General features: G+C 56.1%; 15 protein-coding genes and 1 pseudogene. 9 read left to right on the top strand and 7 right to left on the bottom strand.

What is annotated here, in order from left to right:
* Nucleotides 1-26: 26 nt before the first annotated feature.
* Both MHY22_RS09210 and MHY22_RS09205 read right to left on the bottom strand, forming a co-directional pair.
* Complete coding sequence (locus tag MHY22_RS09210; RefSeq protein WP_239274536.1) at nucleotides 27-581, bottom strand: hypothetical protein; 555 nt, start codon at nucleotides 579-581, stop codon at nucleotides 27-29.
* A 276-nt stretch (nucleotides 582-857) separates the two neighbouring features.
* Complete coding sequence (locus MHY22_RS09205) at nucleotides 858-1,568, bottom strand: IS6 family transposase (protein WP_239279035.1); 711 nt, start codon at nucleotides 1,566-1,568, stop codon at nucleotides 858-860.
* 484 nt (nucleotides 1,569-2,052) lie between these two features.
* Here MHY22_RS09205 and MHY22_RS09200 point away from each other — a divergent pair, with 484 nt between their 5' ends.
* The 4 genes from MHY22_RS09200 to MHY22_RS09185 all read left to right on the top strand — a co-directional run bounded on the left by MHY22_RS09200 (nucleotide 2,053) and on the right by MHY22_RS09185 (nucleotide 6,660).
* Nucleotides 2,053-3,414: an MATE family efflux transporter gene (locus tag MHY22_RS09200; protein ID WP_231732355.1), complete on the top strand. Its 1,362-nt coding sequence runs from the start codon at nucleotides 2,053-2,055 to the stop codon at nucleotides 3,412-3,414.
* 92 nt (nucleotides 3,415-3,506) lie between these two features.
* A complete protein-coding gene (locus MHY22_RS09195) occupies nucleotides 3,507-4,724 on the top strand; it encodes an ABC transporter substrate-binding protein (RefSeq protein ID WP_239279034.1) in 1,218 nt (405 codons plus the stop codon).
* Nucleotides 4,721-5,845 (top strand): iron ABC transporter permease, encoded by a 1,125-nt coding sequence (locus MHY22_RS09190; protein WP_080975109.1) that lies wholly within the window; start codon nucleotides 4,721-4,723, stop codon nucleotides 5,843-5,845. The genes MHY22_RS09195 and MHY22_RS09190 overlap by 4 nt, the downstream gene beginning before the upstream one ends.
* On the top strand, nucleotides 5,845-6,660 hold the full coding sequence (locus tag MHY22_RS09185) for an ABC transporter ATP-binding protein (protein ID WP_049156256.1): 816 nt from the start codon (nucleotides 5,845-5,847) through the stop codon (nucleotides 6,658-6,660). The genes MHY22_RS09190 and MHY22_RS09185 overlap by 1 nt, the downstream gene beginning before the upstream one ends.
* A 28-nt stretch (nucleotides 6,661-6,688) precedes the next feature.
* Here MHY22_RS09185 and MHY22_RS09180 read toward each other — a convergent pair.
* A pseudogene (locus MHY22_RS09180) lies at nucleotides 6,689-7,928 on the bottom strand (IS3 family transposase).
* 256 nt (nucleotides 7,929-8,184) lie between these two features.
* On the opposite strand from MHY22_RS09180, the gene MHY22_RS09175 reads away from it, so the two are divergent.
* The 5 genes from MHY22_RS09175 to MHY22_RS11655 all read left to right on the top strand — a co-directional run bounded on the left by MHY22_RS09175 (nucleotide 8,185) and on the right by MHY22_RS11655 (nucleotide 10,674).
* Nucleotides 8,185-8,730: a TetR/AcrR family transcriptional regulator gene (locus MHY22_RS09175; protein WP_034666346.1), complete on the top strand. Its 546-nt coding sequence runs from the start codon at nucleotides 8,185-8,187 to the stop codon at nucleotides 8,728-8,730.
* The gene (locus MHY22_RS09170) at nucleotides 8,727-9,086 is read left to right on the top strand and encodes a multidrug efflux SMR transporter (RefSeq protein WP_048733039.1); all 360 of its coding nucleotides are present in this window, start codon (nucleotides 8,727-8,729) and stop codon (nucleotides 9,084-9,086) included. The genes MHY22_RS09175 and MHY22_RS09170 overlap by 4 nt, the downstream gene beginning before the upstream one ends.
* On the top strand, nucleotides 9,083-9,412 hold the full coding sequence (locus tag MHY22_RS09165; RefSeq protein ID WP_003849969.1) for a multidrug efflux SMR transporter: 330 nt from the start codon (nucleotides 9,083-9,085) through the stop codon (nucleotides 9,410-9,412). Before MHY22_RS09170 ends, MHY22_RS09165 begins: the two co-directional genes overlap by 4 nt.
* Nucleotides 9,413-9,511: 99 nt before the next feature.
* Nucleotides 9,512-9,826: an NIPSNAP family protein gene (locus MHY22_RS09160; RefSeq protein ID WP_174232238.1), complete on the top strand. Its 315-nt coding sequence runs from the start codon at nucleotides 9,512-9,514 to the stop codon at nucleotides 9,824-9,826.
* Nucleotides 9,827-10,320: 494 nt separating this feature from the next.
* The gene (locus tag MHY22_RS11655; protein WP_347951470.1) at nucleotides 10,321-10,674 is read left to right on the top strand and encodes a type IIL restriction-modification enzyme MmeI; all 354 of its coding nucleotides are present in this window, start codon (nucleotides 10,321-10,323) and stop codon (nucleotides 10,672-10,674) included.
* Between the two features lie 70 nt (nucleotides 10,675-10,744).
* Here the strand turns inward: MHY22_RS11655 and erm are convergent, their stop codons facing one another.
* The 4 genes from erm to MHY22_RS09140 all read right to left on the bottom strand — a co-directional run.
* Nucleotides 10,745-11,599 carry a 23S ribosomal RNA methyltransferase Erm gene (gene erm / locus MHY22_RS09155; protein ID WP_049172293.1) on the bottom strand — a complete coding sequence of 285 codons (855 nt, stop codon included), beginning with the start codon at nucleotides 11,597-11,599 and terminating at the stop codon, nucleotides 10,745-10,747.
* Between the two features lie 349 nt (nucleotides 11,600-11,948).
* Entirely contained in the window at nucleotides 11,949-12,182 is a 234-nt protein-coding gene (locus tag MHY22_RS09150; RefSeq protein WP_224784272.1) for a recombinase family protein, read from the bottom strand.
* A 593-nt stretch (nucleotides 12,183-12,775) separates the two neighbouring features.
* Complete coding sequence (locus MHY22_RS09145) at nucleotides 12,776-13,486, bottom strand: IS6-like element IS1628 family transposase (RefSeq protein ID WP_011069225.1); 711 nt, start codon at nucleotides 13,484-13,486, stop codon at nucleotides 12,776-12,778.
* A 27-nt stretch (nucleotides 13,487-13,513) separates the two neighbouring features.
* Nucleotides 13,514-13,685 (bottom strand): DDE-type integrase/transposase/recombinase (locus MHY22_RS09140; RefSeq protein ID WP_370658850.1); only part of this gene is annotated, 172 nt, incomplete at its 5' end.

Raw genomic sequence — 13,685 nt, 5'->3', positions numbered from 1 at the left:
GATTGAGGCATCGTTTTGTACATTTGCTATTTAATCTGCGGTGAATTGATAATCCATTGCGGGCAACGGCCTTGGTAGCCAAGACAGTGGGTGGTTACAACTCCGTAAGGTTTGCCGTCCCTTATCTTGTTGAAGCCAACCACCGTTAATATGTCTGTGGTTTCAACTTTCCGGCACTTCTTAAAAGGTCCCCAACCTGAGCAGGAAATATGATCCATGGGCAGGCGATATTCATAGCGGTCGCCGGAGCGCTTAATTTTTGGCGCATATTTTGTTGAAGCTTGTGAAGCACGAATGGATAGACCGTGTTTGTTCTGGTTTTTCGCCCGAGCCTTTTCCCGAAGGTAAACCAGCTTTCCATTTTTATCCGTCCACTGCGACACGATAGTGTAAGGGCCTTTATTTCCAAAGAAAGATAATTCCGAGTCGACAGAAGTGTCGAGGTTCTTCGAAGCGGCAGCTTCTGTCAAGATTTCCTCCGCTGTAGAGTCATAGCTTTCCACTGTTCCTGGGATTACCCCGAAATCTTCTGTAGGGGCAGAGGTAGATGCATTGGCAGCTGGTTGAGACAAATTAGCCATTAGAAGTAGAGCAGCCATTGTCTTGCCTAGTGCGTTTTTGGTCCAGTATTTCCGCACGATAGAGTCTCCCACTTGTAGAAAAGTACTTATCCTAAAAGTACCTTCTCTAATTAACGAAGGGAATGCTCATATGCATGATATGAAATACAAACTGGATGAGTGGCCGATCTGTATTGCGAGGGTTTCATAACAGGAGAAGGTGCTGTTGCAAAGTTGGGCGGAGAGCCGAGACGACCCAGTTTCTCATTTCCTGATGGCCGCTGCGTGCCGGCGTTCTCAGGCCGTCTCGAAGACCCGGTTGACGATCACCGCGTCCGGATTGGGGTGCCCATAAGCAAACATCGTGCCCTGACCTTTCCGTAATGAATGCATCGCTTCCATCCCTTTCAACGTCCGGTAGGCGGAAATTCGGTTTTTGAACGCCCCCTTCGGTCCCAGGATTCTTTTAAGTCGGCCATGATCTCCCTCGAGAACGTTGTTCAGGTATTTCACCTGCCGGTGCTCCACCGTCTGAGGGCAGATTCCCTCCGCCTTCAGCTCGGATATTGCCTTGGCCAGAGCTGGTGCCTTGTCGGTGTTGATGACCCGCGGGGACCCGGCTGTCGTATTCGATCGCAGCGTCTTGGCCAGGAAACGCTTGGCCGCAGCCACATTCCGTTTTGGTGAGAGGTAGAAGTCTAAGGTCTGCCCACCGGCGGTAATAGCCCGGTAGAGATAGCACCACGTGCCGCCGACCCGGATATAGGTCTCATCCACCCGCCAGGACTGGGCCTGCCAGTCGGGTACCTGCCGGTACCAGCGAGTGTGCTTATCCAGCTCAGGGGCGTATTTCTGCACCCAGCGGTAGATCGTGGTGTGATCGACTGGCGCACCCCGCTCGGTCATCATTTCTTCGAGGTCGCGGTAGCTCACGCCGTAGCGGCAGTACCACCGCACCGCCCACAGGATGATGTCACGGGGGAAATGCCGACCGGAGAAGATGCCCATGGCTCTGATTATTTCACGCCGGTCTTTCTACTGCCCCAACTTTGCAACAGCACCCTTCACACTCCTTCCACCTGAAGTGTTTGAAGTGGAAATCTTCAATTATGGTAGCCTTACCTAAACTAGGTATAATCTTTATACTTTCCGAAGGGAGTCTCTGCCGCTGCAAACACCAGCCCTGAACGGGATTCGGTCTCAACCAACGGTGGTACCGCTGGGGCATCGGCCAGCACCAGCTGAATCCGCAGGGGCGAACCACTAATTTCCATGGTGCAGACGGCAGCGTCCGATTGCAACTTTGGTGCAGATGTATCGCAGCGCCATTCGCTTCAACGGCCTGGAGGCCGCAAATGAATCGGATGTGCTGCGTATCTACCGCTAGAAACCGCAGCACATTGGAGACCAGCCGCCAAAATGGGCGAGGTTTAGAAGATGAGAAGCGAGGGCCGAGACGAATGTTAGTCCGAAGTTGAAGGTGGCTGCGAGGTTGAAATCCATCCGGAAATATCGCGAAGTTCTGGGAATTTCCCTTCCCATCGCTGGAGTACAACTCGCCGGAGTTGCATTGACCACCACGGACGTATTGATGCTGCAGTCCGTGGGCGTACTGGCGATAGCCGGCGGCGGCCTAGCGATGCAGCTTTACAACCAGATCCGCACGATGTGCGTGGGCATGGTGACGGCCGGGGCAAATCTTGTGGCTGAAGCAGCAGCAAAAATGGAAAAAGAGAAAACCTCTTGTCAAAATTGCGAGGCGGGAGCAGAACAGATCCGGCGGGCTGTGCGCTCCTCCTTCGCGGTGGCCACTGGCACTGCAATTCTCGGCGCGTTACTGGTCATCGCCCTAGGCGGATTGGTCCTTGTTCTGCCCATCGACAAGCACGTTGCCCAACTCACCTTCGCCATGACCCTTGCGCTCGCACCCGGGTTAGTCCCGATGATGTGGCTCAACGTCCTGCGCCAATTCGCCGTGGGCATGCGAAAACCCGGCTCCCTGTTAACCATCACGCTGATATCGATATTTATAAATATCGCATTGAACTGGTTATTTATGACATGGGCAGCCTCGGATCACTGGAAGGTAGCGGGCATCGGGCTTTCTACAACTGTCATCCAACTGCTTACCTTCCTGGCCTTCCGGATTGTGGTACTGCGCATTCCCGAGCTACAGCCCTATTTCCACATCCTTCCGTGTAAAGGAGATGGGGAGACTATCTGCCGCCTCGTCCGCCTCGGGGTACCAGTCAGTCTGACCTATGGCTCGGAGGCTGCAATAACAACCATCGCCGGTTTAGTGATGGGGACCTTTAGCCCACAGATGCTAGCGGCGCACAATATTGTGAACCAACTGGCGTACATCGTTTACCAAGTGTGCATCGGCTTTTCTCACGGCGGCTCGGTGCTGATCACAAGGGCTCGGGCCGAGAGTGCCGACTCAGTGCGCGAGATTACCCGACGCATATTGTTCGTCGTGGTCACGTATCTGGGAATAATGGGCGCGCTGTGGCTTCTGTTGGGCAGGTGGGTACTGCATCCTTTCTTAAAAGAGGCAGATCCCACCACCTTTCACATTGCCGTCCTGCTCCTATGTCTCGCGGTACTGCAACAGTTCGCCAAAGGAATCCAAAACGTGGCAGTGGGCCTACTGAGAGGCCTGAAAGACACCACCTCAGGGCTACGCTGCACCCTCGTCGGGTACTGGCTGGTTGGCGTCCCCGGGATTCTGATATTTGGAAAGCTCCTCGGATGGGAAGGATATGGCGTCTGGTTAGGACTCATCATGGGTTTCGCAACCACGGCGGTACTGCTGCTACGCACATATTCCCGCCGACTGAATGAACTGACTTAACGGGAATGTTGGGGGGTAAAAGTTTCATCACCCATTGTAGATAAACAAAGGTATGGCTAACCTAATAGATCCACTTGGAAGAAAGGATTGCCTTGTCCCTCACGACAACTAGGGCTCGCGGTTTTAAAACCCCACGCGCCCCTCACCACCGAATGGCCCGCGTAGTCGCCTCAGCCGTCACCGCCACTGCCCTCCTTATGACCGCTGCCTGCAGCACTAACGATGAACAACAGACCGCAGATGACGGAGAAAAGCAACAGATCACCGACATTCTCGGGCGCGAAGTCGAGGTCCCGAAGAACGTCGATCGGGTCCTCATGGGCGGGCAACGGATGCTTTACACGACATCCATCCTCAACAAAGAAAACCCGCTCCAGGGCATCGTTGCCTGGCCAGATGACCTGGAGCAGAACGACCCTGGCACGTACAAGAAGTACGAACAGAAATTCTCAGAGATCGAAGATATTGAGCAAACTGGTGAAGTTTACGACGGCTCGATGTCCGTTGAGCAAGCTTTGAATTCCCGTCCAGATGTCTTCATTGTCTCCGCAAGCAGCTTCGAAGCCGCCCAGGATGCTGGCATCGTAGACGGTCTAGAAAAGGCCGGAATCCCCACGGTTACCGTCGATTACTTTACCGACCCGGTGAAGAACACCGCACCGAGCGTGCGCTTGCTCGGCAAGGTACTCGGCCACGAGAAGGAAGCGGAAGAGTATGCCGAGTTCTATGAGTCCAAGGTGAACATGGTTCAGGAGCGCCTAGAAAAAGCCAAGGCCACCCCCACACCGACCTTCCTCTGGCGAGCTCCCGGCTACTTCGACTGCTGCTCTACCTTCGCTAAGTCCAACCTAGCCCAAATTGTTAACGCAGCGGGTGGCGAAAACGTGGGCGACGATATGATCGACGCCAAGCAGGGGCAAGTCTCTCCCGAGGCGCTAGCTGAAAAAGACCCAGACGTCATCATCGCCACCGGCGCAGACTGGACCGGCGCCAAGCAGCAGCCAAAGAAGAATGGCTTTGTACCCCTGGGCTACGACGAGTCCACCGAACAGGCAGCCAAAGACTTCCAACGCGTTGTTGACGGGCAACCTGTCCTTAAGGAAATGCGGACGGTCAAGAACAAGCGGGCCTACGCTGCGTGGCATCACTTCTACGACTCCCCATACAACTACCTAGCCATCGAGTGGTTTGCCAAAGCCATGCACCCCGACCTGTTTTCCGATGTCGACCCGCAGGCCGATTTGGAAGAACTACATGAAAAATTCCTCCCTGTGGAGGCTAGCGGCACCTTCTGGACTGGTTTGCCATGAGCCACGGAGCACGAGCGCAATCAATTGCCACCGGAAGCGAGGTGGACGACCAAAACTCTACCCCGCAACGGCAACGCCCCCGGTCAAACTGGTACCGAACAGCTAGCAGGCGAAAGGTAGCGATCATCGCAGGGCTTACGGCCCTGCTATGCGTCACCATTGCCATAGATTTCCTCATCGGCAGCAGTTTGAACGCAAATGAGGCGCTCTACGTGCTCTTTCACCCCAGCGATTCCCGCCCAATTGACTGGCAGATCATCTTTGATATACGTCTGCCTATGACCGTCACAGCGGTGCTCATCGGTGGCACCCTCGCTGCTGCCGGCGCAGAGATGCAAACCATCTTGGATAACCCCTTGGCAGAGCCCTATACGCTGGGCATTTCCGCCGCTGCGAGCTTTGGCGCAGCCTTTGCCACCGTCTCAGGATTCACCGCGGCGGGAATCGGGGCAGCGCTGGGAATGGCGGGCAGTGCTTGGGTCTTCGCCCTCGCGGCCTGTGCGGTGATCGTCCTATTCTCTCGGTCAAAGAGCTCTGGTACCGAGGGAATGATTCTGCTGGGCATAGCCATCGTGTTCCTCTTCGATGCTCTACTAGCGCTAATGCAGTACCTCGCCTCGCAGACCCAATTAGAGCAGGTGGTTTTCTGGACCTTGGGCAGCCTTACGCGCGCTACGTGGCCTCAGATCGGCCTTCTCGCGGTCATCTCACTAATCGGAATTGCTTACTTCTACCGCAATGCGTGGACGCTGACCGCGTTTCGAATGGGCGACGACCGCGCTAGGTCCATGGGTATCAATATCCCAAAGCTGCGCACGTACACGCTGGTGGGAGTCTCCCTTATGGCGGCAACTGCCGTTTCGATGGCCGGGACAATTGGTTTCATCGGACTCGTCGGCCCACATATCGCCAGGATGCTCGTTGGTGAGGACCAACGCTTCTTCCTCACCACGTCCATCATCTCAGGTGCGCTTTTGCTGACCTCAGCCTCAGTGGTATCCAAGCTGATCCAGCCTGGGGCGATTCTGCCTGTCGGCATCATCACCGCGATTGTGGGCGTTCCCGTGTTCGTCGTCCTCATTGTTTTGCGACGCCGCCCCCGAACTGTCTCCTCAACCTAATGATCGCCTCTCCCAGTACTTCCTGCCCCAGAAAGGACCCCCTCGTGGAACAACCGCCCACGGTTCCGCCAGAACCCACACTCCGGGTAGATAACCTGTGCTTTTCCCATGGAGACGAACAGATACTGAATGACGTATGTCTCCCAAAGATCGAAGCTGGAACCGTCACCGCCCTCGTCGGCCCTAATGGCGCTGGTAAGTCGACTTTGCTGCGCTGCATGGCTAACCTATGCCGATTCAGCGGCGACGTCACTGGGCCCGAGGCAGTATATTTGCCACAGGATCCCCCGCCGGAAAGCACCCTTACCGTATTCGAATCGGTACTTCTGGCACTCCAGCATTCCCGGACGGGATTCAGCGGACTACGGGTAGCCACATCCACACAGGACCGAGTCAGCTCGGTCCTCACGCGGCTGGGGCTAGAAGACCTAGAATCCCGAACAATGTCCCAGCTCTCCGGCGGCCAGCGTCAATTAGTAAGCTTCGCCCAGGCCATCGTATGCCGGCCGCAGGCATTACTACTGGACGAGCCAACCAGCGCTCTTGACCTAAGAAATCAGCTCATCCTCATGGAGCATATTCGCGCCTATGCAGCTGAAGCACCCGCGGCGGTCGTGGTTTCGATGCACGATCTTTCACAAGCAGCGCGCTTCGCTCACCGCATTGCGGTACTCCACGCGGGCACTGTATACGCACACGGAGCAGCTAAGGACGTGTTAACCGCAAAAATGTTGCGTGAAGTCTACCGCGTAGATGGAAAAGTCACCCTTACTGATGACGGTTCTGCAGCAATCACCACATCCAGAGCCATATAAGGGGCTTGAAGTGCCCCGAGTTTTGTTCCTAGGCATGTTCCTTGATTTCTATTATTCCCTGTTGCGGGTTCTTCTTCCACAATTCGGTTTCCACCTCGGCTGGGGTTCGATATCCCAGGCTTTGGTGGAGCCTTACCTCGTTCCACCATGACACCCACTCGAACGTCGCGATTTCTACCTCGACAACATCATTCCACCTGCGAGTATGGATGAGCTCATTCTTGTAAGAGCCGTTAACGTTTTCAGCTAGAGCATTGTCATTTCAGTCACCGACGGTCCCAGTGGAAGCGGCAATCCCGTGCTGGGCGAGACGCTGGTTGTAGACAACGCTGACGTACTATAAGCCGTGATCCGAATGGTGAATAAGGCCTGTTGTTTCCTTCGCGCTCACAATCGCTTGGTTGAGTGCTTGCAGCGGTAATACCTCGGTGCGCATCGAGTCCGATAATGCCCATCCGACGATCCGCCGGGAGTAAACGTCAGTGACAAACGCGGTGTACACAAAACCCTTCTTCGTACGCACGTAGGTAATGTCGGCCACCCACAGCTTGTTTAAGGCCTTGGGATTTGAACTCACGCTCGACCAAATCCGGGCGCAGATCCGGCCTGTTGAGGTGTACGGGTTGTGATTGGTGATCCGCCTGTGCCTGTGCCAGAAACACCAGCTAGGCGCATCAGCCGGGCGGTTTGCTCACGACCGATGTCGATTCCGTCACGGTCAAGCGCATGCCACATTGTCCGCACGCCGTAGACACCGTAATTATCCCGATGAATGGCACCAATGCGTTCAATCAGCACAGCGTCACGAAGGCGACGAGCACTTAAGCCCACGGGCTTTGGACTGGCGATAACCACGCGAGGTGATAAACCCACCAGCCCGGTTAATCTTCAACTCCGGTGCAGATGAACTCGACAGAGAAATGATTCCGGTATTTATCGATGAACCGGATCATTTCTTAACGTTTGGGGCCTGGTCGTGAGGCGAAAAAGCTGACGCAGCCTTCAGCAACTCGTTGGTATCTCGAAGCTCTTGATTTTCGCGGCGTAGCCTGGCATTTTCGGTAGCCAAATCTTCAGGAACAGGTTCTGGGATGTTTCCCGCACGACGAGCAGGCTTAAGTCCATAGACGAGCCGTGTGCCATGAAACCCCCAACTTTGAAGCTACTGCCTAGCACGCGGGATGCATCGACATGCTTTCCGCCAAGATGCGGTCCTCCACGAGACGGACCACACGGTCCTTTGCATCCTGGTCAAATTTTCTTGGCATGTTCCAGATTTTCCCATCTACTCAAACGGAACAAAACCTGGGACACTTCAACCATCCGACGACAACACTACAATCACCACTTTCTGTATAGGTAAGGTCTAAACCCCATTATACAGGTGTAAAGAAATGGCAGAATTCACCCTATTTTACAGGAAACATTCCGCGTCAAACCAGCGTAACAATAGGGTGTACCCCAGGTGCCCCTACCAGCGGCCGCAGTTGAAGGCTTCACCTACCAAATGGTAAAGTTAGCTATATGCGAACCAGTCAGCGCTCCGAGATCCTGGAAGCTGCCCTCCGCGTCATGAACGCAGCGGAGGGTGGCGACATTACCCTTGACGCAGTGGCCCACGAGGCCGGGCTCACCAAACCGGGATTGCTATATCACTTCCGCAACCGCGACGTACTGCTCGCCGCGATCGTCGACCACGCTGCGGCCAACGTCGAGAACGACATGACTGCCACCCTTGGCAAGCCCCTCGAGAACGCCAACGCCACCGAGCGGCTCCTGAGCTACGTTCACGTCGCCGCCCACGGGGCCGCCAAGCGCGCCGAGTTCATCATCTGGGGCCAAGCGACGTATCGGCCCGAACTCACCGAACCGTGGACTACGCGGATGGGCCGCTGGCTCGAACTCCCGGACGATCTCGACGCCGCCACCCGAGCCAGGCTGACCACCGCCCGACTCGCCGCCGACGGACTCTGGGGCGCCCAGGCCACAGGTGTGTCCACCCTCCACGGCGCGGATCTCGAAGCCGTCGTCTCCAGCATTCGCTCCCTGATCGAAGGAACAACCCCATGAAGCAGTGGTTCCTGCTCGCTGGCGCCATCACTACCGAAGTGGCGGCGACGCTGTCTCTCAAGGCGGCGCTCAATCACCCATCCTGGTACATCGTGGTTGCTGCCGGATACATCGGCACTTTCGTCTTCCTCACCTTCTGCCTGCGCGAAGGAATGCAGATCGGCGTCGCCTATGGCATCTGGGGAGCCAGCGGGGTCGTGCTCGCCGCCGTGCTATCCGCCGCGATTTTCGGTGAACCTCTGACCGCTGTGATGGGTCTTGGAATGGTTGCGATCATCAGCGGTGTCCTCACCGTCGAACTCGGCTCCCAGAAAGCTCAGCAAACCGCAGCCCAGGAAGCAGGAGTCAACTCATGAGATGGATCTTCCTCGCAGGCGCCATCTTGTCCGAAGTCGTCGCGACCATGTCGCTACGAGCCTCCGACGGTGGCCGGGTGAAGAAATGGTTCATCGGCGTCATCGCGGGGTATCTCGTGGCGTTCGTCGCCTTAAGTCTCGCCTTGGCCGACGGCATGGCCCTTGGCGTCGCCTACGGCATCTGGGCAGCATCCGGCGTAGCTCTCACCGCGATCCTCGCCCGGGTCATCTTCCACGAACCCCTCACCCGAACCATGGCCCTCGGCATCCTCCTCATCGCCGTCGGAGTTCTCACCGTTGAACTCGGCGCCAACTTGGCGAACTGACGCATTTCCGCAGGTAAACCAGGCAGATTGGTGTGCTGCACCACGAGGCGCACAGACAAAGGCTCCCCAATGAGCGCCTGTGGGCCTAGCGTTGTGGATGTGATCACCTGTGTCGTCCACTACACCATCGACCCCGACCAGATCGCAGCCTTTGAACAGTTCGCCCGCGCTTGGATGCGGCATGTCGACGAACACGGCGGCACCCACCACGGGTACTACCTACCCGCGGAAGGTGTGAGTGACCGTGCGGAATCCCTGTTCAGCTTCCCCAGCCTGGCTGCCTACGAGCAGTACCGCACCTTGTTCGGCACCCACTCGGACTTCATCGCCGCTGACCGGATTCGAGACGAGTCCGAGTGCGTCCTGCGGTACGAGCGCACCTTCATGCGGCCGCTCCTACCCCAGGGACACTGAAAGGGACTCCGGCAGCACGCTCGGCACAACCCACAACGCCGCAGGTCAGCGCGTACAGATGGGTGTACCCGATTGCGAAGTGGATCTAGCGGGCTCTAACCCGGAGGGGTAGGCGATTCCACATCCTTAAATATAGGGGTGCGGCACGGAGTGTCGTCGATAAATAACCATTTGATGCGCGCGTGCGGAATTAACAACGAAATACCGCTAAAACAGACAACATATGGGGTGCACAGAAACACATATAAGTTCTGCGGAAAACCTATAGGGTGCGTCGCTAAAAACCGCTGTGCGCGAAAAACATAAAGGGTTTACGGACCCGGTCCCAGACCCCTCAATACTCTGAGCCGGAAGAATGGAAAGTGGAAGGTTGATGTATCCCCACTATTTATTTTTTCCGTTTTTCGGAGTACATCGGGAGCTACAACTGCGGACCAGCTCTGTGTGAACTAGATGAGAAGGCGCAGCAGCGAATCATCGACGCTGGACAGTTGGTGCTGCGGGCACGCGAGCGGCACCCCCAGCGGTCACTCGCGGAGTACTACAACCCGTTATCGATGGACCCAATTCTGCTCAAGGCTCACAACAACTTGGACCGGGAAGTCGATAAGGCTTTCGATGTGGCACGCAAACTCACCAACGAGCGCCAGCGCCAGGAGCTACTGTTCGCCAGCTACGGGGAGTTGGCGAGGGGCTATGTCTCCTCGCTTTCATCAAAATCTAAACCACCAGCAGGGTCGTTCCCCGTGCGGGTGATTTTGATCGGTCCCGCTGCTGGGTGTAGAACCCTGTCGCTGGCAACGCCGGGAACTATGACTGTGCCCGACGAGAACACGTCACTGCCATAACGCGGCTCACGGTAGACGAACATGGGTCGTTCACTACTACTGGTGGATTTCGGTTTTGGTGGTGGGGGGATTACCGCCGCCGGCCTCGATTTTTCCGTTGAGGAGGGCGTTGACTACTTCCCGATTGTGAAATGGGCCGATGGCGCGGTGAAGAGGAACCAGTCACCTGGAAGAGATCGATCCAGTCGCTGGTGTGCAATCTGGGAGGTAGGGTTGCGGGGTCGATTCCTCGCGAGCGCAACCATGATTGTGTCTCTGAACGTGATGAAAACAACCCTGCCCTTCGGAGAATTTCCCCTATCCCGCGTCCCCGGGCGGTGAAAACGGTGTGCACCATCGCCTGAAAGGCTTTGCGTTGCTCTATCGGGATCTTCGGGTCACCCACCCGGCGGATCACTAAGATCCCCCCGTCAACGTTTGGCTGTGGCCGGAAAGCAAACCTTGGTACTCGGGAACCAAGGTGAAACGTGAACCATGGGGACCACTGAGCTGTCATCATCGTGCTTGCACCTACCCCGGCCCGGCGGCGAGCGACTTCCCACTGCATGAGGAGTACAGCGTCAGTCCATGCCGGCGCATGCAACAGCTTTCGAAGAATGGCAGTGGTGAGGTGAAAGGGAATGTTTCCCACAATGACGCAGGGAGTGGCGGGTAACGGGAAGTTGAGGAAATCATCATGGACCACTTCGACCGACGCCGAGGCGGTCTTTTTTGTGAGTTTGGCAGCTAGTTTTGCGTCTACCTCAACTGCCGTTATTGCCCTCCCCAAGTGGGATATCGGGTGAGTGAGGGCACCGCTTCCTGGCCCGATCTCAATGATGGGGCCGGAGGTTTGTTTTACAAGATCGACGATGGAGTTGATGATCTTGTGGTCTGTGAGAAAATTTTGGCCATGTTCGTGACGGCCGTATCCGTATGTAGACATCAGGTGTGCTCCGTGGAGTTGAAACGGAGCCGGGCATGGCAAATGGCCGCCCGGCTAAAGGACCGGAGCGGTTTCTAACCTGCGGGAGGGAGAAAACCGCCTTAGCGGCTGGTGAGCGGCCGCATGAAAACGGAACCTGAAATCAACATGGGCCTATCGTATCCAATTAATTTCGCAGGGTCCAATACGGTGAGAAAGAAGACAACCGCACCGCAACAGTGCAAGACCTCTCTGGATTGGAATTTGTCCTACCTTCGGCTCGTCGTACAGACGCCACTGGCGTATTTTGTCTCTGGGCAACGAGGGGGAGTTACCCCCACCTCCGGATGTTTTTAAGGTGCACCCCTTATTACGCTGTGGTGCGGGAGTAGTTTTGTCCGACTGATCGGACTACCCACCGACGTGGGGCGGGTAGTTCGAGGTCCCAGCAGATGATCGCGTCGATTTCGCCGCGTTCAAAGGATGCCACCATGGCGTCGTAGTCGGGGCGAGCCACATTCTTCTTTGACGCGGAAATGGACTGATCGACGTAGTTATGTCCTATGTCCAACGTCCAAGCCACGCTGCTTTGCAATGGCTTCACAGTCCTGACGCTGCCGGTCGATGGTGAGGCCATCCACGTCAGCGTCTCGCGAGATACGAAGGTAAATAGGAGCGCGTGTTGCCAAACGCTTTTAATAAGGCCCTTAGCTAACATTGAACTTAAAACTCGACGCTCTATCCACTCAACGTCCTCGTATGGTCCTGTCTTGCTTTGTAAGCGATTGGTACATCTCAGAAACCCCGGTGTTCACGATCTCTGTCTTCACATAGATAAAGCGCGTTGGCAATTATTACCCTTAAAGAGTGATTACCAACGAACTTCGAAATTTACTGGCCAAAGCAACCACCCATGCACAGCGTTTTCAGGACGGAGAAGACCACACTGTAGCCGCAGCGCTCCTTACCAAATCAGGAAAACACGTACTCGGTTTGAACGCGCACCATTTCCTCGGTGGTCCTTGCGGGGAGATCTCGGCTTTAGCCAACCATGCTGCTAGTTATCCAGAGGACCCAATCCAAGCAGTAGTCGCCGTATACGGACCTACTGGTCAAATTATGGTGCTGTTGCAACTTGGGGCGGGAGCCAAGAAAGCTCCGTTTTTATTGTGTGATCAACGCTATGTGCCTGTGTTGTCAGGCCGTCTCGAATACCCGGCTAACAATCACTGCATCCGGATTCGGGTGACCATAGGCAAACATCGTGCCCTGCCCCTTCCGCAATGAGTGCATCGCTTCCATCCCTTTCAACGTCCGGTAGGCAGACGTTTGGTTTTTGAATGCTCCTTTCGGCCCCAGGATCCGCTTTAACCGGCCATGATCGCCTTCAATGACGTTGTTGAGGTATTTCACCCGACGATGCTCGACCGTCGATGGACAGACGCCTTCCGCCTTCAGCTCAGAGATTGCCCTGGCGAGTGAGGGGGCCTTGTCGGTGCTGATCACCCGCGGATAGCCTGCCGATTTATTCGACCGCAGCGTCTTGGCCAGGAAACGCTTCGCTGCCGCGACGTTGCGTTTTGGTGAGAGGTAGAAGTCCAGGGTCTGGCCACCTGCGGTGATTGCCCGATAGAGGTAGCACCACTTTCCCCCGACCCGGATATAGGTCTCATCCACCCGCCAGGACCTGGCCTGCCAGTCAGGAACTTGCCGATACCACCGGGTCTTCTTATCCAGCTCAGGAGCATATTTCTGGACCCAGCGGTAGATCGTGGTGTGATCGACCGGCACTCCCCGCTCGGTCATCATCTCTTCGAGGTCGCGATAGCTCACGCCGTAGCGGCAGTACCACCGCACCGCCCACAGGATGATTTCACGAGGGAACTGCCGACCGGAGAAGATGCCCATGGACCTGATTATTCCACGCCGGTCTTCCTACTGCCCCAACTTTGCAACAGCACCCTCGAGAACGTTGTTCAGGTATTTCACCTGCCGGTGCTCCACCGTCTGAGGGCAGATTCCCTCCGCCTTCAGCTCGGATATTGCCTTGGCCAGAGCTGGTGCCTTGTCGGTGTTGATGACCCGCGGGGACCCGGCTGTCGTATTC

It is taken from the genome of Corynebacterium sp. ACRPO (assembly GCF_022347205.1).
Taxonomy (GTDB): domain Bacteria; phylum Actinomycetota; class Actinomycetes; order Mycobacteriales; family Mycobacteriaceae; genus Corynebacterium.
The sequence above is the reverse complement of the archived record's forward strand: the minus strand, read 5'-3'. Positions and strand labels throughout refer to the sequence as shown.